A 23401-nucleotide genomic window follows, 5' to 3' on the forward strand; every position below is an offset into this window, starting at 1 on the left:
ATGACCGAAAACCAGGGCAAGGGCATGCTCGGCATCTGGTCGCTGACGCCTGGACAAGTGGTGGAGGCGAACAAATCGCCGCTGCCACCCGAATCCGGACGGTGGCTCATGGATGACGGCACTCAACAAGTGGCCCTCGAAAGCGATGGCGAGAGACAGGTGTACGAGGGCGACCGTGTCTCACTCGACGAGAGTGGCGACGGCTACACCCTTCAGGTGGGTAGCGACGAGCAGCACCTCGACGAAGACGAGTTGCGTGAGGAACTGTTGAACATGGTCGAATACGTTCCCAGTATGGACGACATCGTCGACTCGATGGAGCGCTTCGAGCAAGCGCGCGATGCGGGAACGGGCGCGATAGCGATGGAGCGCGCCGCGACCGTTTCGATTGACGGCGTCGAAATCAGTGTGTCGAACGACCGGATGTGGGACGAGGCGACCTATCAGGCCGCCATGACGCCCATTACCCTGTTCCAGGACGTCTACGAACATCGTCCGGACCAACACGACGACCTCGAAGAGTTGTACGGTACCGATGTCGTCGAGCGGGCCACTGACGTCGGGAACTGAAACGAGACGTTCCCGGTCGCCGTGTGGTTCGCCGTGGAGAAATTTTCGACTGTTCGTGGCAACCAAGAAAATAACAGTAGTGACTCAGTGGGTGGTGATGGTCACCGTACCGTCGAACTTGAGGAGGACCGACTGGGCGAGGTCGCCGAAGATCGCCTTGCCCGTCGGCGAGCGCTTTCGCCCGTTGATGAAGATGTGGTCGCAGTCCCGCTCGTAGGCGATGTCCAAGATTTGCTCTTCCTTGTCGCCGAGCGCGCCGATGGCCTCGTACTCGACGTCGAGACCCGCGAACACCTCGTCGCCGACGTCCGTGGCGAACTGGCGTGCCCCCTCACGCGCTCGCTCGGTGCTGTAGCCGACGTCGCGCTCGGGGATGTCAGCCATCGAGGTGGCGTACTCGCTGAACGCCTCCTTGGTCGTCACGTGCACCAAGAACAGCTCGGCCCCGACCCCGGCGGCGAGTTCGCCGGCTTCCCGGATGAGTTCCTTCGTCGCCTCGGTCCCCTCGACGACCACGAGTGCCCGCTTCATGCTACGTGCTCCGTGAGAAAGGATGGTAAAGCTATCGGTGAAGTGACCTTCGACGGAGTCGCGCGGTCGATCGGTCAGTCGTCGGCTTCCTTGGCGGTAGCCTCACCTTCTGCAGGGCTATCGACCGGACTCTGCCGGGGGACCACGAGGTTGAGTACGAGCGCGGCGAGCCCGCCCATGACGACGCCGGAGCCGAACAGCGTCTGGACCATCTCGGGGAGGTTCTGGACCAGTTCGGGGCGGAACGTGACGCCGAGTCCGAGCGAGACCGCGGCGGCGATGATGGTCGTGTTGCGCTGGGTGAGCACGACCTCGCGGTGGACGATGTTGAGGCCGCTGGTGAAGATCTGTGCGAAGAGGATGAGCGTGCCGCCGCCGAGGACGGGATCCGGGACCGTCGTGATGACCGCACCGACCTTCGGGACGAACCCGGAGACCAGCAGGATGACACCCCCGATGCCGACGATGTACCGGCTGGCGACGCCGGTGAAACTGATCAGGCCGACGTTCTGTGCGAAAGAGGTGTTCGGGAATGCGTTGAAGACGGCCGCGATGCCGCTCATGACGCCGTCGCCGAGCAACCCGCCGCGGACCTGCTGATTCGACGCAGTGCGCCCCGTCTCGGAGACGATCGCCGAGATGTTGCCAATGGTTTCCATGGCGACGATAAGATAGACGGCCGCGACGGCGAGGATCGCCCCGGGTTCGAACGCGATGCCGTACTTCAGCGGCACGGGGACGGCGAACCAGCCAGCCTGCGCGACCGGCGCGAACTCGACCATCCCGAGGAACACCGCGACGAGGTAGCCGACGAGGATGCCGAAAAAGACGCTTGCGATGCGGAGGATGCCCCGGAAGAACTGGTTCAACACGAGCGTCAGGAAGAACACGAGCGCCGCCACGCCGAGGTTGGCCAGCGAGGCGTACCCCTCCGCACCCGGGCCGGCCGACGCCCCGGCGGCGTAGTCGATGCCGGTCGGGATGAGCGTCAGTCCGATGAGCATCACGACGATGCCGTTGACCAGCGGCGGGAAGAGCGGCTTGAACCGCTCGTAGTTCGCCCCGATGAATATCTGGACGAGCGACCCGACCAGCGCCGCGCCGAATATCGCCGGCAGCCCCGCGTCCTCGCCGACGAGCAGCAACGTGCCGAGGAACGCGAAGCTCGTCCCCATCATTATCGGCAGTCGAGCGCCGACGGGACCGACGGGATACGCCTGCACGAGGCTCGCGACGCCGGCCACGATGAGCGCCATCTGAACGAGGAACGTCGTCTGGCCGGTCGCAAGCCCCAGCGAGGAGGCGATGATCAGCGGAACGGCGATGTTGCCGAGGACCATCGCCAGCACGTGTTGGAACGCCAGCGGAACCGATTCGCCGAGCGGTGGCTTCTCCTCGATGTCGTACACGACGCTCGATCGACCGGCTTCGTCTGACTCTGTCATGCGATGCCCGACCACGAGTCACGTTCACACTCACTTAATAATACTGGTTCATTGGCCCGGAGGACGCCGGTCATCGGTACGATGACAACACGGCGGCTTGCCCACTCGAACTCGGTTCGGCGTGTCACGACGGGTTCGCACGGCGAGCACACCAGCTGATGCGGTCGCTGTCGGGTGAGGATCTCATCGGAAAACGTGTCCGTCCTGCGAGTTGCGATGGTGCTCGTTTAGCTCCCACGGTAGGTCGTGTAGCCGCCGGGCGAGAGCAGCAGCGGCACGTGATACGGTTCGTCGGCGTCCACGATGACGAACCGCACCGGGACCGTCTCCAGAAACGTCGAATCGGCCGACTGCTGGCGGTAGTAGTCTCCGACGTCGAACAGCAGTTGGTAGGTTCCGGCCTCCATCTCATCGTCGGTCAGCAGCGGCTCGTCGAGCCGTCCGTCGGCGTTGGTCGTCCCTTCGGTTATCGTCACGGCGTCGCCAGCCGAATCCAGCCGCTGGAGCGTCACCGTGACGCCCGCGGCGGGACCCTCTCGGCTCGTGTCGAGCACGTGGGTGGTGAGTTCTGCGCTCATCGGTTCACTGGTCGTCGAGGTCGTCGCGGTCCATCGAGAACTGCTGGTAGCCGGTCGGTCGATCCGGCTCGCGCAGCACCCTGACGTCCTCGTCGCCGCCGATCTCCTCGCGGACGGCGATCCACGTGCGATTATTAGCCTCGAAACTGACCGATTCGAGCTGTGGGAACCGTTCGAGCACGCGCAGGCCGATCTGATAGATGAGGTCCTGGATCGAGTTCGAGTAGACCTCGTCGAACATGACGTGGGCGATGTCGCGCACCTGTTCGGGCGCGACGTAGCGCTCTGGCTCCTCGCCGAGGGCGTCTTCAGGGTTCTCGTAGTCCCAAAAGATGTCGAGCGAGATGTATAGCGTGCGGTCCTCGCGCTCGGGCAGGGTCGTGTGTTCGTCCTGGACGTAGTCGGTGAACGAACTGCCCTTCACCTTTACCAGCTGTAGGTCGGTGATGCCGCTTGTCTGCTCTTCGAGGGCGTGTCCGTCGTCGCCGCGCGTGATGTAGACCTCACCGAAGCCGGACTCGTCCTCGGAGACGCGGAAGACGAGTTCGCTGGCCTCGAAGTCACCGTCGTCGGTGGGAACCCCCAGTTCGTCGAAGGGGATCTCGTCGGCCGACAGCTGTACGGCGTCGATCTGGGAATACTGGTCGAGGAACTGCCGGCCCACGAAGTCGAGGAACCCCTCGACGGTGGAGCCGTCGTACTCGCCCAGTTCGTGATGGACGAAGTTCTTCATCGTGTCCGTCGCGACCACCATGCTGTTGTCCGCCTCGCTGAACGACGGCAGGAACTCCTCGCCCTCCAGTCGAACACGGATGTCGAGGCCGAACAGCGTGTTCTCTCGGCCGTCGAACGACGACTCCGGAATGGTGCGCACATCCTCTAGCGGCTCCGCGTACGTTCGATAGACGGCGATCTTCTCCTTGCCGTAATTCATCAGCCGTTCACCCTCCTCGGGTTCCGGCGAGCGGTATTTGTTTGTCGTCATCGACAGTTTCCCGTTTCTGCCACCCACTACAAAAGCCTTTATTCATCGTCTATCATGGTGTTCCGTCGTGGCCTTCACGTACGCGAACGCACCCTAAACGAGGGCCGTCCGTCGCTACGACGTCAGCATCTCGTCGAGTCGCAACCGTGCGATCTCGTGTACCTCGTTCAGCGCGGTGCGGAACTCCTCGTCCCGGGAGTGTTCGACGCGTGCCTCCATCGCGCTGCGTATCGCCTCGGGCGATTCGTCGTTCACCGACATGATGAACGGGAACCCGAATTTTTCCTGGTATCGCTCGTTGAGCCGTTGAAACGCCTCGTACTGCTCGGGCGAGAGCTGGTCGAGACCGGCCGAGGCTTGCTCCCTCTCGGAGGCGTCGGTCATCTCGGTTCGGTCGCCGAGGTCGGGATGGGCATCGAGCAACTCTCGCTTGCGCTCCTTCGAGGCGTCCTCGACGGTCCCCTCGAAGGTTCCTTTGAGGTCGGCCACCGACGAAAACGGCTGTTCCGACCAGCTCCGCTCGGCCACCCACGGCGACGTCTCGTAGATGCTGCCGAAACGATTCACGAACGCGTCCTCGTCGAGTTGGTTTGCCTCCTCCAGCGTGAGTTCGGACATGCTCATCCATCGACCTGCCCGCCAGTTAAAACCTCCCCGTTTCGTCCGGCGGATGCCAGTCCCGTTCGCGCGCATGTGAATCACGATATAACTCGAAAAGCGAAAGCGGCCCGCCAGCGGCGGCGGGTCGGCGACCGCAACGCCGCTGTGCGGTCGAACGCTCGCAGAATCGGCTCGGAACACTCTCGTCCCGATTATGTTTTGTGCCGTTCACTTTCACTCACTAACGGTATATCACGATTCGAAACAGGTGTTTCTACCGTAGCTCATTGGAGGTCGTGACACGGTACGTATGGCTTGGCGTCGAACGTCCACCGTTCCCCGTTACCACGCTATCACGAACGCGACATCGGCTCGAATCGACCCTCTCACCGAAACGAATCGACGCTGCGTGCGTCGGATCACTGCTGACTTGACCATCTTCCCTTCGGTGGCAGCGCTTCACGAGTGACGTTCTCGCGACATTCCGTTTCAGAAAGCGAAACGTTCGTTCCACAGAGCGATTCACGATTCGGTCATCAACGGTTCCTCGTTGTGAGGTCCACCATGACAGCGTGACTGCTGTCATGGAAGTCGGCTCGGTTCGACCAGCGCGAAAGCGTGGTGGCCCGCGGGCGCTCACCCGACCCCCTCAACCGTACGAGAGGTTTATCTCGATCTCGTTGACCGCGCCGAGGAGTAACTCGGGCAACTCCGCGTTCAGCTTCGCCCCCTGCAGACGGTTCGCCGGGCCGGAGATGCTGAGAGCGCCGATGGCGATACCGTGTGCGTCGGTGATCGGCACACCGACCGCGTTGAGACCGGGGATGGACTCCCCTCGATTGAACGCGTAGCCTCGTTCGCGTATCCGTTCGAGCCGCTCGAACAGTTCGTCGGTCTCCGTTATCGTGTCGTCGGTGCGGGCCGATAGCCCGTACTGCGCGACGATGTCGCCGACGTACTCCGCCGGGAGGTACGCGAGAATCGCCTTGCCGGCGGCGTGCTGGTGGAGATATCCGACGTCCCCTTCGCGGCTGTCGGTTCGAACGGACTGACTCCCGCTCGCCCCGTAGAGATGGATGCTGCGCCCGTTCTCGGCGGTCATACACCACACCCGCTCGCCGGTCCGGTCGGCCAACTCGTCGACTTTCGTGTGGGCCTCGTGATACAGCGGTCGCTCGTTCCGTGCGGTGAGGCCGAGATCGAGAAATCGAAGCCCGAGACCGTAATTGCCGTCGTCCTCGACGACGTACCCACGACGAACCAGCGTCCCGAGGTGACGATGGACGGTGCTCTTCGCCCGGTCGAGGTCGGTCGCCATCTGACTCACACCGACGTCGTCGTGTTCGGCGACGTATTCGATGATCTCGAACGCCGTCTCGACCGTCGTTACCGGATTCGTGACGTCGTGCATGGTCGTATCTGTCCGCTGCTCCACTTAGTTCTGTTCCCACGAATCGAACGGCTATTCGGGTGAATCGTACGCAGTGTACCGGAATCGACGTTACTGTGGACCGTTCTCGAACGGTTCGCTCGGACTCGCCAGTTCGAACGGCGTGGGCGGGGGTATTCGGGTCCGAACGACCGATAGAACGAAGTTCTTCCGCGCGGAATTCGGGATACTGTCGCACGCACATCGACGGTTCGGTTTCGAGCGCACGGACCGTTCGCCGACTCGTCCGTCGAGTGCAGCCACCCCCACCCATGACACAAGTCAGTACGGAACTCGTCAGGACGCTAGAACGACTCGACGTCGAGTACCTCTTCGGCTATCCCGGCGGGCGAGCCATCGAACTGCTCGAAGCGCTCGCCGATTCGGACATCGAAGTCGTCCGCCCGCGCGACGAACGCGAGGCGAGCGTGATGGCCGAGATGTATGGGAGATTCCACCGCACGCCGGGCGTGCTCACCGGCCAGGGACCGTGGATAGGTTCCATCGGCGCAATCGGCCAGATGGAAGCCAGACTGGGTTCCTCGCCGATGGTCGTGCTCACCGAAGCCTCCGAACGCGGTGACTACTCGACGCTCGCGCCCTATCAGCAGGCCCGCGGCGATTATGGAGGATTCGCGCTGCCGAAGATTCTGGACGGTATCACCAAAGAGTGGTGGTTCCCCCGGACGGCCAACGAAACTCTCAGAAGCACCCAGCTCGCCTTCAAACACGCGACCGCCGGCCGGCCCGGACCGACGGCCGTGATCCTCGACGGCGACGCCGTCACCGCCGACGTCCCCGAAGACGACGACCCGCCCACGCTCTGGTCGCCCGAAGCACAGACCGAAAACTGGGAATCGCGCCCGACCGAAAGCGATGTCGAGCAGGCTGCCGAGCAGCTCGCTGCGGCCGAGTGCCCAGTGATTATCGCGGGCAACGGCGTCCACGCCGCGGGTGCCTACGACGAACTCGAAGCGGTCGCCGAAACTTATGGAACTGTGGTGACGACCTCCTATCTCGGAAAGTCGACCATCGCCGAAACGCACGACCTCGCGGCGGGCGTCATCGGCTCGTTCGGTCACGAGGGCGCGAATCGGGCCGTGAGCGAGGCCGACACGCTTCTCGTCGTGGGCTGTCGACTGAACCCGATGGACACCAACTGGGGAGCCGAATCGTTCATCCGGCCGGACGAGCAGACCATCCTCCACGCCGACGTCGACACTCGGAACGCGGGCTGGGTCTATCCCGCCGACGTCGGACTCATCGGCGACGCGAAGGAGAGTTTGCGCGCGCTCGACGACGCCGCCGCGGCGTTCACACCGGGCAACGACTGGGCGCGCGAACGCGCACGGGAGGCCCGCGAGTCGTTTCGCGTCCCCAAATGCGAGTCGGACGCCGAACCGATCAAACCACAGCGCGCGGTCGCGGGGATCGACGGAATCGTCGACGAGGACACGCTCGTGACCGCCGACTCGGGCAACAACCGGTTTTGGCTGTTGAACTACCTCCAGACGCCTGCTCGACGGACGTACTTCGGCAGCGGCGGCGTCGGCGGGATGGGGTGGGCCGGTCCCGCGGCCGTTGCGGCGGCCATCACGACCGACAGGGACGTCGTTGCGGTCGCGGGCGACGGCGGCTTCACGATGACGATGACCTGCGTCGAGACCGCGGTGGAGTACGGCGTCGCGCCGACCTTCGTGGTGCTCAACGATACGAGTCTGGGTATGGTCCGCCAGATGGACGAGTCGATTCCGGGCGTCGACTTCCACGATACGGACTTCCGCAAAGTCGCCGAGGGGTTCGGGGCCGACGGTGTGCGCGTGCGCGAACCGGAGAACCTCGACGAGAAACTCGCCGCAGCGAAGGCGGCTGATGTCCCCACCGTCGTGGACGTGCGCATCGACCCCGACGAGGAGATGGTCGAGCATCTCCAGTCGTCCTTTTACGAGGAAGTCGGCGGTCTCCACGAGTAACGGTCAGCGCAAGGCTTTTTGCGAACTCGCGTGAGTGTCGAGTCGATGGCATCCAGCGAAACCGTCCTCGTCACCGGTGGTACGGGGTTCATCGGCTCCTACGTGGCGAAATCGTTCGTCGAACACGGCCATAGCGTGGTGGCCTACGACCGCTCGACGGACCCGCACATTCTCGAAAAGCTCGGCGTCGCCGACGACGTCGAAATCCGTCGTGGCGACGTGAGCGAACCCACGGACGTGATGAACGCGGTCGCGGAGACCGGCGCGACGCACATCGTCCACCTCGCCGCGCTGCTGACGAACACCGCCGAATCGAACCCACGGGCCGCTCTCGACGTGAACGTCCAGGGCACGAGTAACGTCTTCGAGGCGGCGCGCACCCTCGACCACGTCGAACGCGTCGCGTGGGCCTCCTCGGCGGCCATCTACGCCCCGCCGGGCAACTACGACGATGGCGGCGACTGGTGGGTCACCGAAGACGACCTCGTGTACCCGGACACGCTCTACGGCGCGACGAAGGGCTACAACGAACACCAAGCGCGCGTCTATCACGAGGAGTACGGCGTCGACCACCTGGCGATTCGACCCACGGTCGCGTACGGTCCCTACCGCGAGACGGGCGGCTCGGCCTTTCTCGCGAACATCATCGAAAAACCCGCCGTCGGCGAGTCCTTCTCCGTGGAGTACGGCGATCAAGAGATCGACTGGCAGCACGTCGAGGACATCGCCCAAGCCTTTCGGCTGGCGGCGTTCACGCCCGAATCGGACCTCTCTCAACGAATCTACAACGTCCGAGGTGAACTCGCGTCCATCCAGGAAGCCGCCGACACCGTGCGAGAGATCATGCCCGAGGCCGACATCGAGGTGAGCGACGAGGGCGAATTGCCCTGGACCCAGCGCCTCGATATGAGCGCGTTCCAGGAAGATACAGGCTACGAGGTCGAATACGACCTCGAAACCGGTTTTCGCAAGTATATCGACGTGCTTCGCGAGGAAGCAGGTCTCGACCCGCTCTGAGGGGGTATGCTGCGGCTCAGTCGCTCGTCTGACTGTACTCGTCGACCCATTCCTTGAGGGTGATGTCCATTGCGGACTGGGTGATGGCGTTCGAGGAGGCCGAGTTCGCGCTCTTGACGAGTTCGGCCTCCAGTGTGCGCTTCGGTACCTCGCCGAGAAAGTGGGGGATGGCGCGCTGGACAGGGATGGAACAGCCGACCTCGTGGGCGAGCGCGTAGCCCGAAATGGAATGCGGGATCTCCGCGGTGGCGTAGCGCTCGCGGTCGGTTCCCGCGAGCAGTTCGGCATCCACGTGGCTGACGTACTCGTAGCACTTCCCGACGTCGTGGAGCAGACACGCCGCGACGATAACGTCGAAATCGGGGTCAGCGCCGTGGAACTCGCGCTGAACCCGTGCCGATTCGAGGGCGATCTTCGTCACGCCGCGGACGTGCTCGACGTTGGTGGTTTCGTGGATGTTCCACGCGTACGGAACATCGTAGATGTCCTGCCAGCCGCCGCGTTCGAGACCCAGCGTCCACGCCTCAACTACGCGCTCGCGGCAGTCGTCGCTCTCGATGCAGTCGAGTTCGGGGTAGGCCTCCCGGACCTGTTCCTCGTAGTCCACGTCAGCCATTCTCAGTAGCCCTCGGCGTCGACGTCGTTCTTCCAGACTCTCTCCTCGCCGATGAACCGCGGCCGTTCGTCGACGTCGAGGAAGTTGTTCACGTCCTCACGGGCTTCGGCAGCGACCTTACGGGTGGGGTCGTAGTCCCGTGAGCCTTCGCTGCCGAGCGCCTCGTGCAAGTCGTCGAGTGTCTCGAAATACAACTCGGCGACGCCGTCGAACTCGGCGTTTTCCGAATCGGTCGGATAGACGGTCTGATAGCGAACGACGCCCTCGATGTTCTTGGCCAGCGGCGAATGGTTGTTCTCCCAGTAGTCTCGAAATTCCTCGTGACTCATTCCGTCCTTACGGACGAGGAACGCCGAGTGCTTGTAGAGACCGTCGGTCTCGCCATCGACGTCGTCCTTCCAGACTCTCTCCTCGCCGATGAACCGCGGCCGTTCGTCGACGTCGAGGAAGTTGTTCACGTCCTCACGGGCTTCGGCAGCGACCTTACGGGTGGGGTCGTAGTCCCGTGAGCCTTCGCTGCCGAGCGCCTCGTGCAAGTCGTCCAACGTCTCGAAATACAGCTCCGCAAGCCCGTCGAACTCGGCGTTGTCCGGGTCGATTGGATAGACGGTCTGATAGCGGACGACGCCCTCGATGTCCTTGGCTAGCGGCGAGTGATTTTGCTCCCAGTAATCTCGAAATTCCTCATGGCTCATTCCGTCCTTGCAGACGAGAAGCGCAACGTGCTTGTACATTCTCGTTGGGGCGTTCGACGGCTCGTGTGATAAAATCACCGGGGTGAGAGGGCCGGGACGGTCTTGCCGAAAGGGCGGGATTTATGTCTCGTCTGGCAGAGGGTGAAGACGATGTACGAGCGCGATTTCATGGAGGGAACGCGGGGGACTCAGGCTGTGGACTGGGAGGAACGCATCGACGTCAAGCGGATGCGCGAGGAGCGTTACGAGAGAGCACTGGAGCGCTTGCAAGATTCGGGACTGGGGTCGATGCTGCTGGTCTCGGACCCGAACATCCGCTACGTGACTGGCCTCGCCATGACCGGCGGGTCGGGTGCAGACCACTATACGCTGCTCACCGAGAACGGCGACGTGGTTCACTGGGACACCGCCGATCACGCCTCGAACCAGCGGTTCAACTGCCCGTGGCTCGACGACATCCGCTACGCCGCACCGGGACTGGGCAACGTCCCGCGCGCGTCGGGGCGCGACTCCGCGCGCGACTTTCTGACCGAGAAGATGGCCGAACTCGTCGAGGAGGCGATGGCCGACTACGGCGTTGCCAAGGAGCCGATGGGTCTCGACGTCGGGAGCACGGGGTTGGTCGACGCCTTCGAGTCGGACGGCGTCGAGGTCCGTACGAAGGAGTGTGTGGACCTGATGCACGACGCGCGGAAGGTCAAAACCCGCGACGAAATCGAGTGTCTGCGGATGGTGGCGGCCATCTGCGAGGCGGGTTTCCAGCGAATCACCGAATCCGCCCGCCCCGGCAAGCGCGAATCCGAAGTCTGGGGCGATGCAGTGGGCGAACTCTGGCGACACGGGGCGATGGCACAGGGTGGCTACGTCACGAGCGGGCCGAACACGTGGCCGAAACATCAGGCCAACACCACGGACAGAATGATGCGGCCGGGCGACATCGTCTACGCCGATTTCTACAACATCGGCTATCTGGGCTATCGGTCGTGTTACTACCGCACCTTCTCGATGGGCGAACCCACGCAGGCCCAGAAAGACGCCTACGAGATCGCCCGGGACAACCTCTACGACGTGCTCGAACGCATCGAGCCGGGCGCGACCACCGACGAGATCACCCAGGGCTTTCCCGATATGGCGGGCGAACACGCCGATTGGTACGACGCCGACGAACACTGGCAGATGACGACCAACCACTGGGCGCACGGGCTGGGACTCCAGCTCTACGAGGTGCCGCTCATCTGGCGCGGTCTCTCGCCCGACCACCCCATCGAAATCGAGGAGGGGATGACGATGGCCGTCGAGACGATGGAGCCGGCTGACCGCCAGGGCGTGCGCGTCGAGGAGATGGTCGTCGTCCGCGAGAACGGCGTCGAAATCCTCTCCCAGTGGCCCGTCGAGGAGATCACCCGCATCGACTACTGAATCGGGATAACTGTGCCCCCACCGGCCATCGGTTTTTCGAGCGCTCGCTCGGAGGGATAGTGCTTTGAGGCTCGGGAACACAGCCCATCGCATGAAGCTCGGCACAGGACTGTTCACCGGCCAGCGACGACCCGACGACGACCGCTCGATGGGCGAGATATACGACGAGATTCTCACGCTCGGAACGGCCATCGACGAGGCGGGTCTCGACAGCGCGTGGGTCTCCGAACACCACTTCGCCGAGGACGGCTATCTCTCGGGGACGATGCCCACGCTCGGTGCGCTCGCGGCCAGCACCTCGAACATCGAAATCGGGACGTGCATCGCGCTCGCGCCGCTCTACGATGGTGTGCGACTGGCCGAGGATACCGCGACCGTCGACCTGCTCTCGGGCGGGCGCACCACGCTCGGACTGGCCATCGGGTCGAACCCCGACGAGTTCGATGCCTTCGGTGTGCCACAGGACGAACGCGTCGAGCGCCTCGAAGACCAAGTGAACCTCCTCCGAGCGGCGTGGTCCGAAGGCCCCTTGGAGTACGATGCGACCTTCCACGACGTCGCGCCTGATGTGAGCGTGACGCCGAAACCCGACGGGGAGGTGCCCGTGATGCTCGGCGGGGCGGCCAAACCTGCCGTCCGCCGCGCAGCGCGAACCGCCGACGCGTGGTGTGCGCCCTCGAAGCTCTCGCTGACCGGCATCGACAAGCGTGTCGAGGACATCCGGACCGTCCGCGAAAAGGAGGACATCGACGGCGATTTCACCATCTATGTGCTCGTCCACGGCTGGGTCGGCGACTCGCGCGAGGAAGCGTGGGAGGCAATGAAACCCGGCTACTTCTACCTCCAGCGCCGCTACGCCGAGATCTTCTCCGGCGAGTCGGTCGACGAACTCGACGAGGAGCGCAAACGGGAACTGAAAGAACAGGCAGTATTCGGGACGCCCGAACAGGTCGCCGAGGAGCTGGAGCGCTACCGTGCGGCCGCCGGCGACGACGTTCACATGATATTCCGGACCTACCATCCCGGCGTCGGCACCGACGCGATGGTCGAGTGTATCGACCGGCTCGGCAACGAGGTCGCACCGATGGTTCGGTGAGACTAGACTGGAGCGCCCGCTTCGACGGATGCCGCTGCGGGACCCGAATCATCGGCTTTTGAGCCTGTCGAGCGGCGTGTGCGAACTGGACCACACATTTATCAACGCGGCTGGGGATGGTGGTGGCATGGGACAGGACGTCACGCGACTTCCCCGGGACGAACTACGCGAGTTGCAGGACGAACGGCTGGCCGAGACGGTGGCGCACGCGTACGAGAACGTCGAGTTCTTTCGCCGGCGGTTCGACGAGGCGGGCGTCTCGCCGGCCGATGTCGAGAGTATCGAGAACATCGAAACGCTTCCGCTGACGGCGAAGGAAGCCTTCGACGACGAGTACCCCACGGGACTGTTCGCCGAGGACCTCGCCGAGGTCGTGCGCCTGCACGCCTCCTCGGGGACGACCAGCAAACCGAAACTCGTCGGCTACACCGAGGGTGACCTCGACGTGTGGGCGACCGTCATCGCGCGCTCGCTCGGCGCGGTCGGTCTCGGCCGCGACGACGTTCTCCAGAACGCCTACGGCATGGGACTGTTCACCGGTGGATTCGGGTTCCACGACGGCGCGACCGAACTCGGCATGACCGTCCTCCCCATCGGGAGCGGCCAGACCGAAAAACACATCGAGCTGATGAACGATCTGGAGAGCGACGCCATCTGTCTCACGCCCTCGTATGCACTCTATCTCGCCGAACGGGCCGCAGAGTTGGGCCACGACCCCGCGAACCTCCCGCTGTCGGTGGTGCTGTACGGGGCGGAGCCGTGCACGGAGCCGATGCGCGACGAAATCGAGAAGCGCCTCGGTGCGATGGCGGTCGAGAACTACGGGCTTTCGGAGATCATCGGGCCGGGCGTCGCGGCTGAGTGTCCCCAACAGGACGGACTGCACATCTGGGAGGACCACTTCTATCCCGAGGTCATCGACCCGGCGACGGGCGAGTCACTCGACGAGGGCGAGGAGGGCGAACTCGTGCTCACGACGCTCACGAAGGAAGCACTCCCGATGGTCCGCTACCGGACCGGCGACATGACGACGCTCGACTACGACACCTGTGGGTGTGGACGGACGGCCGTTCGCATGAATGGCGTCACCGGCCGTACCGACGACCTGCTCATCGTCCGCGGGGTGAATCTCTACCCGAGCGAAATCGAGAGCGTCGTCCTCGAGTTCGACGCGGTGGCACCCCACTACCGCATCGATCTCGACCGCGAGGGGAGCCTCGACCGGCTGGAACTCACCGTCGAACTCGCCGAGGGCTTCGACGGCTCGACGGGCGACCTCGAAGAGCGTCTCGCCGACCGACTGCAAAGCGTGCTCTCGTTCACGCCGGACGAACTGCGGCTGGTCGAACCCGGCAGCATCGAGCGGACGGTCGTCGGCAAGGTCCAGCGCGTCTACGACCACCGATGACAGTAAAAACGTCCTGCTGGCGCTCCGAAACCGACCGGATTCTACCAGCGGATTCAGCTCGTCAGAACGACCGAAGGTTTTATTATAGGACAGCGGACATTCATGGTGTGACTATGCGAAACGTAGACACGGAACCGGAATCACGACGCGCGGGTGCGGCCAACTCCAGACGACGGTTCCTCGCGCTGGCCGGGACGGCGGCCGCCGCGGGACTGGCCGGCTGCACCGGCGGGGGTGGTTCGGGCAACGAAGGCGGCTCGGGCAACGGAAGCGGTGGGGCCGGTTCAGGAAACGGGAGCGGCGGTGGCGGTGGCAACGGTTCCGGCGGTGGCGGCGGAGGTGGCTCGTCGAACCTCGGCAGCGTCACCGTCGGCATCCTGAACCCGATGAGCGGGGCGTACAGCTCGCTCGGGCCGGGCCAGCGAAACGGCGCGAAACTGGCCGTCGAGCAGATCAACGCCAGCGACGAGTACGACGTCGAGATCGATCCGGTGTATGGGGACACCGAGACCAGCACCAGCGCCGCCCAGGGAAGCGCCCAGAAACTCGTTCAGGAGGAGGGTGCGGAGTTCCTCGTGGGGGCGATATCGAGTTCGGTCGCGCTCTCGCTCAACGAGTACGCCGCGAGCGAGGAACTCGTCTACTTTCCGGGGGCGGCCGCGGTGAACGTCACCGGCGAGAGCTGCAACGAGTGGGTGTTCCGCTTCGAGACCAACACGGCCCAGATCGCCGAAGCGATCTCGGCGTACTCGGTCAACAACCTCGGCACGAACGTCTGGTTTCACATCGCCGACTACGCCTACGGCGAATCGGTGTACAACCGCGTCAGCGAACGGATGAAGCAGGCGAACGACAGCTATCAGGAGGTTGGTCTCACCAAATCACAGCTCGGCTCCTCGAACTACGGTTCATTCATCAGTCAGATCAGCAACTCGAACGCCGAGGTCGCGGTGCTCGGCATGACCGGCGGCGACCTCGTGAACTTCGTCAATCAGGCCGCAGACCAGGGTCTCACCGACCAAGTGGACCTCGTGGGACCGACGATGAGTTTTCAGAGTGTCCGCGGCGCGACCGGCAGCAACGCCGTCGGCACCTACGGCGGCGTCCGATACGACCCGTCGGTGAAACTCGGCGACAACCAGCAGTTCGTCGAGGCGTTCCGGAAGAAAAACGACGGTCCACCGGGCAACTTCGCCCGCGTCGGCTATGGCTCCACCCGGCTGCTCGCCCGCGGGATGACCAAGGCCGGGAGCACCGAGCCGGCCGACGTCAGGGACGCCCTCTCGGGCGGGACGTTCACCACCGTTCTCGGCGACGTTACGCTCCGGAAATCCGACCATCAGGCGACCAACCCCGTTTGGATGGGGGAACTCGTCGAGGGCGATAGTGATGTCGCCGACGTGAAGCGCATCAACAAGGTTGGGGGAAAGGAGGCCCTGCCACCCGCCTCGGAGCTCGGCTGCGAGATGAACTGACCCCACTATGGCTACCGTATCAAGCTTCGTCGAGCAGCTCTTCAACGGTCTCACGCTCGGGATGGTCTACGTGCTGCTGGCGGCGGGGTTGTCGATCATCTTCGGCGTGATGGATGTCATCAACTTCTCGCACGGCGAGTTGTTCGCGCTCGGCGCGTACTTCGCGCTCTCCATCGTCAACCCGCTCGGCGAGACCGGCTTCTGGATCGCGCTCGTCGTCGCGCCGCTCGTCGTGGGCGTCATCGGCGTGCTCATCGAGCGCCTCACCGTCCGTCCGCTGTACGGCCGCGACCCCCTCTACCACATCCTGCTCACGTTCGGGCTGGTGCTCATCATCAGCGACCTCATCCAGTTGGTCTGGGGGCGCTCACAGCACCAGCTCGCCGTGCCCGACGTCCTCAACCAGTCGGTCGCCGTCCTCGGCGTCCGGCTGTCGCTGTACAGCTATTTCATGATCTTCGTCGGGGCTGTGCTCGCCGTCGGAACGTGGCTCGTGTTGAACCGGACGACCTACGGCATGATCGTCCGGGCCGGCTCGCAGGACCGCGAGATGGTCCGCAACCTCGGTATCGACATCGACAGCTACTATACGCTGGTGTTCGGGTTCGGGGCCGCCCTCGCCGCGGTCGGCGGCATCGTGCTCGGCGGGTATCAGAACGTCAATCCCGGCATGGGCAACAGCGTCATCATCCCCGCGTTCATCATCGTCGTGCTCGGCGGTCTCGGGAGCTTTCGGGGCGCGGTCTTCGGTGGCCTGCTCGTCGGCGTCGTTCAGACCCTGACGCGGACGTACGTCCCCTTCCTCGAAGGTCTCACTATCTTTCTGTTGATGATCGCCGTGTTGCTCGTCAAGCCGCGCGGACTGTTCGGCAATCCGGAGTGGCAGACGACCGCGCCCGAGGAGGGCGAACTCCTGCTCGGCGCTCACGGGGGTGTGTTCACCCGCGAGACGCGCGTGAAACTCGGCGCGGTCGCCGTTCTCGTGCTCGCGGTCGCCCCAGTTATACTGGTGGCGACCGGCAACGACTACTACGTCTCGCTGCTGAACGAGATGTTGATATGGGCCATCTTCGCGCTGAGCCTCGATTTCGTGATGGGCTACGCTGGACTCGTCTCGCTCGGCCACACCATGTTCTACGGCATCGGTGCGTACGCCGCGGCGCTCGTGATGCTCCATCTGACCTCCTCGCTCGTGGTCGCGCTCGCCGGGGCGATGGTGCTCTGTGCACTGGTCGCGTGGGTCGTCGGTAGCCTCTCGATCCGCGTCTCCGGCGTCTACTTCGCGATGATAACGCTCGCGTTCGCCCAACTGTTCTACAACGCCGTCTTCAAGTTCTCGTGGACCGGCGGCAGCGACGGCCTGCTCGGTTTCGAGGCCGTGTTGGGACTCGGCGGCGTCGGCGTCGCGCTCTCGGAGGCCGAACTCACGCTGGCCGGTCTCACGATTACCCCGACGATGGTCTTCTACTACCTCGCACTCGTGCTGGCGGTCGCCGCGCTGCTGTTCGCCCGGCGGTTCATGAACGCGCCCTTTGGCAGCGTGCTGCGCTCGCTCAGCGAGAGCGAGGAGCGCGCCGAGTTCATCGGCTACGACGTCACTCAGTACAAGCGCCGCGCGTTCGTCATCAGTGGCGCGCTCGCTGGACTGGCCGGCGGCCTGCTCGCGGCGAACCCCGAGACGTTCGTCGTCTCGCCCGACCAGACGCTCTACTGGATCAACTCCGGCGAGGTCATCGTGATGACGCTGCTCGGCGGGATGGGCACGCTGTTCGGGCCGATGCTCGGCGCGGGGGTGTTCATCGGTGCCGAGGACGTCCTCGCCACCTACACCGAACAGTGGCGGATGGTCATCGGCGCGGTGTTCGTGCTGTTCGTGCTGTTCGTTCCCCGGGGGCTGGTCTCGGTGCCGTCGCTGCTGGCACGGCGCTGGGGCGAACGGAACGGTTCACCCACCGGTATCGACGATTCGGAGGTGCGGACCGATGACTGAGACCGTGCTCGAAACCGAGGACCTAACCAAACGTTTCGGCGAACTGACCGCCGTCGATAGCGTCGATCTCACGGTCGATGCCGGCGAGTTTCGCAGCGTCATCGGCCCGAACGGGGCCGGCAAGACCACCCTGTTCAACTGCATCACCGGTGCGCTCGCGCCATCCGGGGGCGTCGTTCGCTTCGACGGCGAGGACATCACGAGCCTCCCGCCTCACGAGCGCGTCCGACGTGGTCTCGGGCGCTCGTTCCAGATTACAAACGTCTTCGGCGGTCTCGCGGTCCGGGAGAACGTGCGGCTGGCCGCACAGTCGGTCGTCGCCGAGTCGATATCCGGGCGCGAGGCGATGTTCCGGGACAAGGAGTCCTTCGCGAATATCGCCGAGCATACCGAGCAAGTGCTCGACCGCATTGGACTCGCCAACCATGCCGACGAGCGCGCCGAGACGCTCGCCTACGGCGACCAGCGCCGGCTCGAAATCGGCATCGTGCTGGCGACCGACCCGAAGCTCGTTCTGCTCGACGAGCCGACCGCCGGAATGAGCAGCGAGGAGACGCGAGCGACGATGGACCTCATCGAGGAGGTGCTCAGCGACCGGAGTTTGCTGCTCATCGAACACGACATCGACCTCGTGATGCGCGTTTCCGACCGCATCACCGTGCTCACGCGCGGCGCAGTGCTCGCGGAGGGTGTGCCCGAAGCCATCACCGAAAACGACGACGTGCGCGATGCGTATCTCGGGGGTGTGCGCCAGTGAGCGCGCTGCTTTCCGTCGAGGACATCCACGCCGGCTACGGCCTGACCGAGGTGCTTCAAGGGGTCTCCTTCGACGTCGAGCGCGGCTCGGTGGCCGCGCTGGTCGGGCGCAACGGCGTCGGCAAGACCACGACGCTGCGGACCATCGTCGGCAACCTCACGCCGAGCGCCGGTCGCATCGATTTCGATGGCGATGACATTACGAAACTCCCGACCGAGAAGACCATCGGGAAGGGCATCACGTTCGTTCCCGAGGACCGGCGGGTGTTTCCCGGACTCACAGTGAGAGAAAACGTCGAGATGGGGCGACTCGGCGTTGCCGCCGATGGGTCGTCGGTCGATGCGGTGCTCGACCGCTTCGAGAACCTGCGCGAGCGCGAGAACAGCTATGGCTCGGTGCTCTCGGGCGGCGAACAGCAGATGCTCGCCATCGCGCGGGCGCTCATCGCCGACCCGGACCTCCTCCTCCTCGACGAACCGACCGAGGGGCTGGCCCCGTTCGTGGTGCGCCAGATCGAGGACGTCATCCGCGAACTCAACGCCGACGGCATCACCGTCCTGTTGGTCGAGCAGAACATCCCCGTGGCGCTCGACGTCGCCGACCGCGCTCACATCCTTGCAAAGGGTGAGATCATCCACAGCGGCTCCGCTGCCGACGTCCGCGACGACGAGGAACTGCTCGACCGCCATCTCGGTGTCGGGACGATGGACTGACCGACGTTCGAGGGCAGTACGATGCGGCGAACTATCGAAAGAGGTCGGACCGATCATCCACTGCACTCCGTTTCGAGTACTCTGTTCAGTTCGCGGCTTTTCGGCCCGAGGTCGCCCGGGAGAACACCAGCATCCGGACTGCTTTTGATAACGTATGATGTCGGAACATGACGGTACAAATTATATGAAACAAAAAATTAGAATTCCAGATTGTACTTTGTTGCTATCTTACTGAGATGCTCGATTGTTATGAATGAATTATTGCAACCGCCAATTTATGGCTTGAATATCCAGAATATCGATTCTTTGATTTGAAAAAATTGTCAAGCTACAATACGGAAGTGTGAATCAATGACTGAAATAGTACTAAAAGCCACTCTTAACAATTTTATAGTATATCGCCAACGACGCCATCGAAAGCAAAGGCCAATGGTGGGCCTCCGCGTTGCTCACGCATCGATGGGTACAGCAGGGCGTCTCAGTCGGAACCTCTCGTGGATACATAGCGTCGCGGTCATCGTCGGGACGATGGTCGGTGCGGGAATCTTCGTCGTCACCGGCACGGCCGCCGAACTCATGGGGCCGGCAGTCCCGCTCGGCTTTCTCGCGGGACTTCCCGTGGTGTTCTCGACTGCGCTCGTCTACGCGGTCTTCATGAGCGGGCCGCTCGGCGAGCATCCCGGCGGGGCCTACATGCACATCTCGCGGACGTGGAACTCGACGCTTGCAGGCTACGCCTTCATCTGGCTGAAGGTCGTCGCGTTCATCGGTGCACAGGCGGTCTTCGCCATCGGCTTCGGCAACGCGATCCGCTACTGGCCCGTCTTCCGATTCCTCTCGGCCGAGTGGTGGGCGATCGCCTTCCTCACAGTCCTCTTCGTCCTGCATCTCGTCGGCGTCGACGTCTTCGGGCGAGTACAGGCGCTCATGACCGGGCTGCTCGTCGCCGTCCTCCTCCTGCTCGGCCTGCCCGGTCTGCTTCAGGTCAACCCCGGAAACTTCTCGCCGCTGTTTCCTGGCCAGTTGTACGCCGACGGGATCGTCGGTCCGTTCGTCGCCGGCACGAGCGCGCTCTTTTTCTCGTACATCGGCTTCGAGTCGCTCGCCCAGACCGCCGGCGAGACGGAAAACCCCCGGAAGACGCTACCGCGCGTGTTCGCGGGCAGCGTCCTCTTCATCGGACTGCTCTACTTGCTCGTGAGCGTCGTCGTCATCGGTATTCTCCCCTGGGAGCAGGTCGCGGGAAGCGAGACGCCCCTCACCGACGCCGCCGCGACGTACTTCCCAGTCGGCACGGCGGGCATCGTCGCGGTCGGCAGCCTGCTCGCGTACGCGACGACCGCCAACGCCGGCTACGTGGCCCCGAGTCGCATCCTCTACGCACTCGGGCGCGACCGACTGCTCCCCGACACGCTCACGCACGTCAACGACCGCTTCGGCACGCCCGACGTCGGTCTCGTCCTCACGTGGGGAATCGCCGTCGCGTTCGTGCTCACCTCGACGTTCTCCTATGCACTGAGCATCTCGCTGGCCGCACTACTGTGCATGTACGTCGCCCACGCGCTCTCGCTCGTCGCCCTGCCCCACGTGAATCCCGCGCTCTACGAGGAGAGCGACCTGCAATTTTCGCCGGCGACGCTCGCCGTCGTCGGGCTGGTGAGCGCCGGCTCGATGCTCGTCTTCCTCACCCAGACGCTCTCGCCCGACACGTTCGTGCCGGCCCTCCGACAGCTGCTCGCCGGCAACGTCGGCGCGGCGCTGCTTTCGAGTAGCATCCTTCTCCTGGGCATCTGGCTCGTCGTCGGTCTCGCGGTCTACGCGGGCTACCGGCTCGCGGCCGACGGCGAACTCCCGGCGCGGCTGCCGTTCGCGTTCCTCGAAGGCGAGTGAGCGAAAGAATACTGTACGCCCGGCGAATCCCATCGGTATGACCACTCTCGACGCGACGCGCGAGGAAGCCATCGCGCGCGACGAACGGGACCCACTCGACGGGTTCGCCGAGCGATTTCACACCGCCGACGGGCTATATCTCGACGGCAATTCGCTCGGACCGCTCTCGACCGACGCGGAACGGACACTCCAGCGAGTCATCGAGGAATGGCGCGAGGAGGGGATTCACGGCTGGACCGACGGCGAGCCGCCGTGGTTCCGGTATGGGGAACATCTCGGCGACCGTCTCGCGCCGCTCGTGGGGGCCGACGAGACGGAAGTCGTCGCCGCGAACTCCACGACCGTGAACATCCACACGCTCGTCGGGACCTTCCTCGATACGATCGACGGTCGGCCGACAGTCCTGATCGACGGACTCAACTTCCCGACCGACGGCTACGCCGTCCGTGCCCAGCTCCGCCAACGCGGGTTCGATCCCGACGACCGGCTCGTAGTGGTGGAAAGCAGCGATGGACGGACCATCGACGAAGGCGACGTCGTCGCGGCGCTCGAAGAGAACGACGTCGACCTCCTCTTGCTCCCGTCGGTGCTCTATCGCAGCGGCCAGCTGCTCGACATCGAGTGCATCGCAACGGCCGCAGCCGACCACGGAGTGCTCTGTGGGTTCGACCTCGCGCACTCCATCGGCGTCGTCCCGCACGATCTCTCGGACGTGGATTTCGCCGTCTGGTGTAGCTACAAGTACCTGAACGCCGGTCCCGGAGCCATCGCCGGCTGCTACGTCAACGAGCGCCACTTCGGGACTCAGCCCGCACTCGCCGGCTGGTGGGGCCACGAGAAGGCGACCCAGTTCGAGATGCGGTCGACATACACGCCAGCGGAGACCGCGGGCGCGTGGCAGATCGGAACAGTACCAATGTTGAGCGCCGCACCGCTGGAGGGGGCGCTCGACATCACCACCGAGGCTGGTATCGACGCCATCCGCGAGAAATCACTCACCCTCTCGGAGTACCTGATGGCGCTCGTGGACGACCGACTCGACGACGAGTTCACCGTCGGCACACCACGCGAGCGGTCCCAGCGGGGCGGCCACGTCGCCGTCGAACATCCAGCAGCCGAGCGAATCGTCGCGGCGCTCGCCGCCCGTGACGTCGTGGTCGACTTCCGCCCGCCGAACGTCGTCCGCGTCTGTCCGGCACCGCTCTACACTAGCCATCTCGACGTCTGGGAGTTCGTGACGACGCTTTCCACCATCGCCGAATCTGGAGATCACGAACGCTTCGACCCGAGTGGCGAAGTCACGTAGCGTTCGCGCTGCCCAACGGCTAAATACCGACCGCCGGAATCCAGTCCAATGCTCTATCGGGAATTCGAGACCCAAGAGGAACTGGACGCACAGTACAACGTGAGCGAGAGCGTCGCGGATTCGACGGAATACGCGGAGTTCTACGCCGAGCAGAGCCGCGAGGTTCGTGCGGACCTCGACTGCCATCTGGATGTTTCCTTCGGCCCGACGGTGGCCGAACGGCTCGATGTCTTCCCCGCCGACCGGCCGAACGCTCCTGTCCTTCTGTTCGTTCACGGTGGGTACTGGCACAGCCGCACCAGTAGAGAGTTCGACTTCGTCGCCCGCGGCCCCGTCTCGGCGGGCGTGACGACCGTCGTGATGAACTACGCGCTCTGTCCTGCAGTATCGATCGACGAGATCGTTCGCCAGACCCGTGCCGCCGTCGTCTGGCTCGCCGACCACGCCGACGAGTTCGGTGCCGACGGCGACCGCATCCACGTCGCCGGTCACTCGGCGGGCGGCCACCTGACGGGCATGCTGCTGACGACCGACTGGAAGGCGAAGTATGAGAAGTCGGCCGACATCATCGAGAGCGCCTGTACCATCAGCGGCCTGTTCGACCTCGAACCGTTCCCGTACACGTGGCTCCAGCCGAAACTCCAACTGACGTGGGACGAGGTCCGGCGCAACAGCCCGATCCGCCACCTGCCCGACGACGCGCCGCCGCTGCTGGTCAGCTACGGTGCCGACGAGCCATCGGAACTGTGCCGCCAGTCCGAGGACTTCCTCGCCGCGTGGCAGCAGGCCGGTCTGGACGGAACTGGACTCTCACAGCCGGCGACGAACCACTACACGGCCATCGAAGGGTTCCTCGACGCAGAGAGTCGTCTCTGTTCGGCCGTCCTCGATCGGATCGAAGGTTGAGA

At 64.2% G+C, this 23401-nt stretch carries 20 protein-coding genes and 1 pseudogene; 13 read left to right on the forward strand and 8 right to left on the reverse strand.

Going from position 1 to position 23401, the window contains the following annotated elements:
- Window positions 1-570, forward strand: a pseudogene (locus ACP97_RS06900) (malate synthase); the annotation flags it as partial.
- 84 nt (window positions 571-654) lie between these two features.
- Here the strand turns inward: ACP97_RS06900 and ACP97_RS06905 are convergent.
- From ACP97_RS06905 to ACP97_RS06930, 6 genes are all read right to left on the reverse strand, one after another.
- Window positions 655-1101 carry a universal stress protein gene (locus ACP97_RS06905; RefSeq protein ID WP_049997105.1) on the reverse strand — a complete coding sequence of 149 codons (447 nt, stop codon included), beginning with the start codon at window positions 1099-1101 and terminating at the stop codon, window positions 655-657.
- 74 nt (window positions 1102-1175) lie between these two features.
- Window positions 1176-2546: a uracil-xanthine permease family protein gene (locus ACP97_RS06910; protein WP_049997106.1), complete on the reverse strand. Its 1371-nt coding sequence runs from the start codon at window positions 2544-2546 to the stop codon at window positions 1176-1178.
- 227 nt (window positions 2547-2773) lie between these two features.
- On the reverse strand, window positions 2774-3124 hold the full coding sequence (gene uraH, locus ACP97_RS06915; protein ID WP_049997107.1) for a hydroxyisourate hydrolase: 351 nt from the start codon (window positions 3122-3124) through the stop codon (window positions 2774-2776).
- Window positions 3125-3128: 4 nt separating this feature from the next.
- Entirely contained in the window at window positions 3129-4109 is a 981-nt protein-coding gene (gene pucL, locus ACP97_RS06920) for a factor-independent urate hydroxylase (RefSeq protein ID WP_049997108.1), read from the reverse strand.
- A gap of 114 nt (window positions 4110-4223) precedes the next feature.
- Window positions 4224-4727, reverse strand: coding sequence for a 2-oxo-4-hydroxy-4-carboxy-5-ureidoimidazoline decarboxylase (gene uraD, locus ACP97_RS06925; RefSeq protein WP_049997109.1), 504 nt, complete (start codon window positions 4725-4727; stop codon window positions 4224-4226).
- A 631-nt stretch (window positions 4728-5358) separates the two neighbouring features.
- A complete protein-coding gene (locus tag ACP97_RS06930; protein ID WP_049997110.1) occupies window positions 5359-6120 on the reverse strand; it encodes an IclR family transcriptional regulator in 762 nt (253 codons plus the stop codon).
- A 290-nt stretch (window positions 6121-6410) separates the two neighbouring features.
- On the opposite strand from ACP97_RS06930, the gene ACP97_RS06940 reads away from it, so the two are divergent.
- Both ACP97_RS06940 and ACP97_RS06945 read left to right on the forward strand, forming a co-directional pair.
- A complete protein-coding gene (locus ACP97_RS06940) occupies window positions 6411-8111 on the forward strand; it encodes a thiamine pyrophosphate-binding protein (RefSeq protein ID WP_049997112.1) in 1701 nt (566 codons plus the stop codon).
- A 45-nt stretch (window positions 8112-8156) separates the two neighbouring features.
- A complete protein-coding gene (locus ACP97_RS06945; RefSeq protein WP_049997113.1) occupies window positions 8157-9128 on the forward strand; it encodes an NAD-dependent epimerase/dehydratase family protein in 972 nt (323 codons plus the stop codon).
- 16 nt (window positions 9129-9144) lie between these two features.
- Here the strand turns inward: ACP97_RS06945 and ACP97_RS06950 are convergent, their stop codons facing one another.
- Window positions 9145-9744 carry an HD domain-containing protein gene (locus tag ACP97_RS06950; RefSeq protein ID WP_049997114.1) on the reverse strand — a complete coding sequence of 200 codons (600 nt, stop codon included), beginning with the start codon at window positions 9742-9744 and terminating at the stop codon, window positions 9145-9147.
- Window positions 9745-9746: 2 nt separating this feature from the next.
- Window positions 9747-10478: an EthD domain-containing protein gene (locus ACP97_RS06955; RefSeq protein WP_049997115.1), complete on the reverse strand. Its 732-nt coding sequence runs from the start codon at window positions 10476-10478 to the stop codon at window positions 9747-9749.
- A 111-nt stretch (window positions 10479-10589) separates the two neighbouring features.
- Here ACP97_RS06955 and ACP97_RS06960 point away from each other — a divergent pair, with 111 nt between their 5' ends.
- The 10 genes from ACP97_RS06960 to ACP97_RS07005 all read left to right on the forward strand — a co-directional run bounded on the left by ACP97_RS06960 (window position 10590) and on the right by ACP97_RS07005 (window position 23399).
- A complete protein-coding gene (locus ACP97_RS06960) occupies window positions 10590-11858 on the forward strand; it encodes a M24 family metallopeptidase (protein WP_049997116.1) in 1269 nt (422 codons plus the stop codon).
- Window positions 11859-11949: 91 nt separating this feature from the next.
- Window positions 11950-12954, forward strand: a complete 1005-nt coding sequence (locus ACP97_RS06965) for an LLM class flavin-dependent oxidoreductase (protein WP_049997117.1) — start codon at window positions 11950-11952, stop codon at window positions 12952-12954.
- Between the two features lie 127 nt (window positions 12955-13081).
- Window positions 13082-14362 (forward strand): phenylacetate--CoA ligase PaaK, encoded by a 1281-nt coding sequence (gene paaK, locus ACP97_RS06970; RefSeq protein ID WP_049997118.1) that lies wholly within the window; start codon window positions 13082-13084, stop codon window positions 14360-14362.
- Window positions 14363-14475: 113 nt separating this feature from the next.
- Window positions 14476-15837 carry an ABC transporter substrate-binding protein gene (locus tag ACP97_RS06975; RefSeq protein ID WP_049997119.1) on the forward strand — a complete coding sequence of 454 codons (1362 nt, stop codon included), beginning with the start codon at window positions 14476-14478 and terminating at the stop codon, window positions 15835-15837.
- Between the two features lie 7 nt (window positions 15838-15844).
- Complete coding sequence (locus ACP97_RS06980) at window positions 15845-17827, forward strand: ABC transporter permease (protein ID WP_049997120.1); 1983 nt, start codon at window positions 15845-15847, stop codon at window positions 17825-17827.
- Complete coding sequence (locus ACP97_RS06985) at window positions 17820-18584, forward strand: ABC transporter ATP-binding protein (RefSeq protein ID WP_049997121.1); 765 nt, start codon at window positions 17820-17822, stop codon at window positions 18582-18584. The genes ACP97_RS06980 and ACP97_RS06985 overlap by 8 nt, the downstream gene beginning before the upstream one ends.
- Window positions 18581-19297 (forward strand): ABC transporter ATP-binding protein, encoded by a 717-nt coding sequence (locus ACP97_RS06990; protein ID WP_237561121.1) that lies wholly within the window; start codon window positions 18581-18583, stop codon window positions 19295-19297. The genes ACP97_RS06985 and ACP97_RS06990 overlap by 4 nt, the downstream gene beginning before the upstream one ends.
- Window positions 19298-19756: 459 nt before the next feature.
- Window positions 19757-21187: an APC family permease gene (locus ACP97_RS06995; RefSeq protein WP_049997170.1), complete on the forward strand. Its 1431-nt coding sequence runs from the start codon at window positions 19757-19759 to the stop codon at window positions 21185-21187.
- A 37-nt stretch (window positions 21188-21224) separates the two neighbouring features.
- A complete protein-coding gene (gene kynU, locus ACP97_RS07000; RefSeq protein ID WP_049997122.1) occupies window positions 21225-22493 on the forward strand; it encodes a kynureninase in 1269 nt (422 codons plus the stop codon).
- 48 nt (window positions 22494-22541) lie between these two features.
- The gene (locus ACP97_RS07005) at window positions 22542-23399 is read left to right on the forward strand and encodes an alpha/beta hydrolase (RefSeq protein ID WP_049997123.1); all 858 of its coding nucleotides are present in this window, start codon (window positions 22542-22544) and stop codon (window positions 23397-23399) included.
- Window positions 23400-23401 lie beyond the last annotated feature (2 nt).

The sequence above is a fragment of the Halococcus sediminicola genome, from assembly GCF_000755245.1.
GTDB classification, from domain to species: Archaea; Halobacteriota; Halobacteria; order Halobacteriales; family Halococcaceae; genus Halococcus; species Halococcus sediminicola.

Excerpts from the sequence above, each read along its gene's own strand:
- ACP97_RS06905 (WP_049997105.1), bottom strand. The coding sequence starts at position 1,101 with ATGAAGCGGGCACTCGTGGTCGTCGAGGGGACCGAGGCGACGAAGGAA.
- ACP97_RS06910 (WP_049997106.1), bottom strand. The coding sequence starts at position 2,546 with ATGACAGAGTCAGACGAAGCCGGTCGATCGAGCGTCGTGTACGACATC.
- uraH (WP_049997107.1), bottom strand. The coding sequence starts at position 3,124 with ATGAGCGCAGAACTCACCACCCACGTGCTCGACACGAGCCGAGAGGGT.
- pucL (WP_049997108.1), bottom strand. The coding sequence starts at position 4,109 with ATGACGACAAACAAATACCGCTCGCCGGAACCCGAGGAGGGTGAACGG.
- uraD (WP_049997109.1), bottom strand. The coding sequence starts at position 4,727 with ATGTCCGAACTCACGCTGGAGGAGGCAAACCAACTCGACGAGGACGCG.
- ACP97_RS06930 (WP_049997110.1), bottom strand. The coding sequence starts at position 6,120 with ATGCACGACGTCACGAATCCGGTAACGACGGTCGAGACGGCGTTCGAG.
- ACP97_RS06940 (WP_049997112.1), top strand. The coding sequence starts at position 6,411 with ATGACACAAGTCAGTACGGAACTCGTCAGGACGCTAGAACGACTCGAC.
- ACP97_RS06945 (WP_049997113.1), top strand. The coding sequence starts at position 8,157 with ATGGCATCCAGCGAAACCGTCCTCGTCACCGGTGGTACGGGGTTCATC.
- ACP97_RS06950 (WP_049997114.1), bottom strand. The coding sequence starts at position 9,744 with ATGGCTGACGTGGACTACGAGGAACAGGTCCGGGAGGCCTACCCCGAA.
- ACP97_RS06955 (WP_049997115.1), bottom strand. The coding sequence starts at position 10,478 with ATGTACAAGCACGTTGCGCTTCTCGTCTGCAAGGACGGAATGAGCCAT.
- ACP97_RS06960 (WP_049997116.1), top strand. The coding sequence starts at position 10,590 with ATGTACGAGCGCGATTTCATGGAGGGAACGCGGGGGACTCAGGCTGTG.
- ACP97_RS06965 (WP_049997117.1), top strand. The coding sequence starts at position 11,950 with ATGAAGCTCGGCACAGGACTGTTCACCGGCCAGCGACGACCCGACGAC.
- paaK (WP_049997118.1), top strand. The coding sequence starts at position 13,082 with ATGGGACAGGACGTCACGCGACTTCCCCGGGACGAACTACGCGAGTTG.
- ACP97_RS06975 (WP_049997119.1), top strand. The coding sequence starts at position 14,476 with ATGCGAAACGTAGACACGGAACCGGAATCACGACGCGCGGGTGCGGCC.
- ACP97_RS06980 (WP_049997120.1), top strand. The coding sequence starts at position 15,845 with ATGGCTACCGTATCAAGCTTCGTCGAGCAGCTCTTCAACGGTCTCACG.
- ACP97_RS06985 (WP_049997121.1), top strand. The coding sequence starts at position 17,820 with ATGACTGAGACCGTGCTCGAAACCGAGGACCTAACCAAACGTTTCGGC.
- ACP97_RS06995 (WP_049997170.1), top strand. The coding sequence starts at position 19,757 with ATGGGTACAGCAGGGCGTCTCAGTCGGAACCTCTCGTGGATACATAGC.
- kynU (WP_049997122.1), top strand. The coding sequence starts at position 21,225 with ATGACCACTCTCGACGCGACGCGCGAGGAAGCCATCGCGCGCGACGAA.
- ACP97_RS07005 (WP_049997123.1), top strand. The coding sequence starts at position 22,542 with ATGCTCTATCGGGAATTCGAGACCCAAGAGGAACTGGACGCACAGTAC.